3 protein-coding genes are annotated in these 2,408 nt (G+C 62.2%); 1 reads left to right on the top strand and 2 read right to left on the bottom strand.

Going from position 1 to position 2,408, the window contains the following annotated elements; all coding sequences use genetic code 11:
- Positions 1-818 (bottom strand): pyridoxal-phosphate dependent enzyme (locus ABY948_RS12135; protein WP_461482795.1); only part of this gene is annotated, 818 nt, incomplete at its 3' end.
- Between the two features lie 141 nt (positions 819-959).
- Between ABY948_RS12135 and rpiA the strand changes: the two genes are divergently transcribed.
- Positions 960-1,655, top strand: coding sequence for a ribose-5-phosphate isomerase RpiA (gene rpiA, locus ABY948_RS12130; RefSeq protein WP_461482794.1), 696 nt, complete (start codon positions 960-962; stop codon positions 1,653-1,655).
- A gap of 7 nt (positions 1,656-1,662) precedes the next feature.
- Here the strand turns inward: rpiA and ABY948_RS12125 are convergent.
- Positions 1,663-2,408, bottom strand: a 746-nt coding sequence (locus tag ABY948_RS12125) for a serine/threonine protein kinase (protein WP_461482793.1), incomplete at its 5' end; no start/stop codon positions are given.

Here is a 2,408-nt window from a genome sequence, read left to right as displayed (position 1 = left end):
GGGTCGCCGCCGTGGATCACCTCGAGGGCGAAGTCTGGAGCGGTGAGCCCCACCAGGTTGCTTTCCTTCTTGCCGATGCGGGGCAGCACGATCAGACCGAACAGACCGCTGACCACCAACACCAGCACCAGCGTGACCCAGGCTTGCTTGGGATTCGAAGTGGGCTTGCCTTTTTCCATGGCCGCAGCGAGACAGGCGGCATCATCCGGTTCCACGGCGATGACCTTGATCTCCGGGCGCACGTATTTGATGTAGGCCGCCATACCAGCGCAGAGACCGCCGCCACCCACCGGAATGAACACCGCGTCCAGCGGGCCGGACACCTGGCGCAGGATCTCCATGGCAATGGTGCCCTGCCCAGCGATCACTTCCGGGTCATCAAAGGGATGCACGTAGGTCATACCCTTTTCTTTCACCAGTTGCTGGGCGAAATCGGACGCTTCGTCGTAGGTGTCGCCATGCAGCACCACTTTAGCTCCGCGGGCTTTTACCGCGTTGACTTTAATCTGCGGGGTCGTGCTCGGCATCACGATGGTGGCCTTGACACCCATTTTTTTGGCCGCCATGGCCAGCCCCTGGGCATGGTTGCCGGCGGAAGCCGCCACCACCCCTTTCGCCAACTGCTCGGGGCTGAGACAGAGCATCTTGTTGTAGGCGCCGCGCAGCTTGAAGGAGAACACCGGTTGCAGGTCTTCCCTCTTCAGCAGCACCCGATTGCCGAGCCGCTCGGAAAGCTGGGCCGCCTCGTCCACCGGGGTTTCCACCACCAGGTCGTAGATGCGGGCGTTGAGAATACGTTTGACGTAACTTTGTGGCATTGTCTGGCCAGTGCTTCTATTGGGATTCAGCGGGCAATAGTAAATTTTCGCCCCCGGCAACGCCAGCACTGCGGGGGATTATCTGTCCTTTCAGCAGCTGATCCGTATAATTGGGCACTGCACATTTCCTTTGGTCTCACCATGACAGCAGACAAATCATCCCAGGATGCCCTGAAGCGGGCGGTGGCCGCCGCCGCGGTGGAGTACACCCTGAAACGCATCGACGACAAAAGCATTATCGGCGTCGGCACCGGCTCCACCGCCAATTGCTATATCGACCTGCTGGCGGCCCACAAGGCCAAAATCTATGGCACCGTGGCCAGCTCGGAAGCCTCGGCGGAGAGATTGCGGGGCCACGGCATCCCCGTCTACGACCTGAATGCGGTGGACGAGGTGACCATCTATGTGGATGGCGCCGACGAAACCAATCCCCACCTGGAGCTGATCAAGGGCGGCGGCGCCGCCCTGACCCGGGAAAAAATCGTCGCGGCGGTTGCCCGGGAGTTTTTGTGTATCGCCGACGAATCGAAATGGGTGGATCACCTGGGCACCTTCCCGCTGCCGGTGGAGGTCATTCCCATGGCCCGCAGCCATGTGGCGCGGCAACTGGTGAAACTGGGGGGCGACCCCGTGTACCGCCAGGGAGTGTTGACCGACAACGGCAACGTCATCCTCGACGTCCATCACCTCCACCCCATCAGCCCCGCGCGGGAGCTGGAAGAGCAGATCAACAACATCACCGGGGTGGTCACCAACGGGCTGTTCGCCCTGCGCCCGGCGGATATCCTGATGCTGGGAACGGCGAGCGGTGTCAAAACCGTCTACGCCAGGGACTGATCGCCCGCTACATCAGCTGCAGGGGCGGCTCGGACAGGGCCGCAAACTGCTCGCGCAATTCCAGGATGTGCTCACTCCAGTAGCGCAGGGTGTTGAACCAGGGAAAGCCCATGGGGAAGGCCGGGTCCCGCCAGCGACTGGCCAGCCAGGCGGCGTGGTGAATAATGCGCAGGCTGCGCAGGGCTTCGATCAACAGCAACTGCCGGGGCTGGAAGTCATAAAACTGGTCGTAACCGTCGATAATTTCGGACAGCTGCGCCATCTGCCGGTCGCGGCTGCCGGACAACAGCATCCAGATATCCTGTACTGCCGGCGCCATGCGCGCGTCGTCCAGATCGACGAAGTGTGCGTTGTCGTCCCGCCACAGAATATTGCCGGCGTGGCAGTCGCCGTGCACACGGATATGCGCCACGGTCCCGGCATTGGCGATCACTTCATCAACCCCCTGCAGCAGATCCCGCACCAGTGAGTCGTAGGACAATTTCAATTCTGCGGGGATAAGGCCGCTGACCAGTGCCGCCGCCTCGTGACCAAAGCTCTGGCTGTCCAGCACCGGGCGATGGACAAACGGTCGCACCGCCCCCACCGCGTGGATGCGCCCCAGCAATTTACCGAGCAGGTGGAGATTGTCCAGGTTGTCCAGCTCCGGCCCCTGGCCGCCCTTGCGGGGATAGAGGGCAAAGCGGAAACCCTGGTACTCGAACAGGCTGCGGCCGCTGGCATCCTGCAGCGGTGCCACCACCGGCAGCTCCT

Source organism: Porticoccus sp., from assembly GCF_041592135.1.
Lineage (GTDB): Bacteria > Pseudomonadota > Gammaproteobacteria > Pseudomonadales > Porticoccaceae > Porticoccus.
The sequence above is the reverse complement of the archived record's forward strand: the minus strand, read 5'-3'. Positions and strand labels throughout refer to the sequence as shown.

Excerpts from the sequence above, each read along its gene's own strand:
- rpiA (WP_461482794.1), top strand. The coding sequence starts at position 960 with ATGACAGCAGACAAATCATCCCAGGATGCCCTGAAGCGGGCGGTGGCC.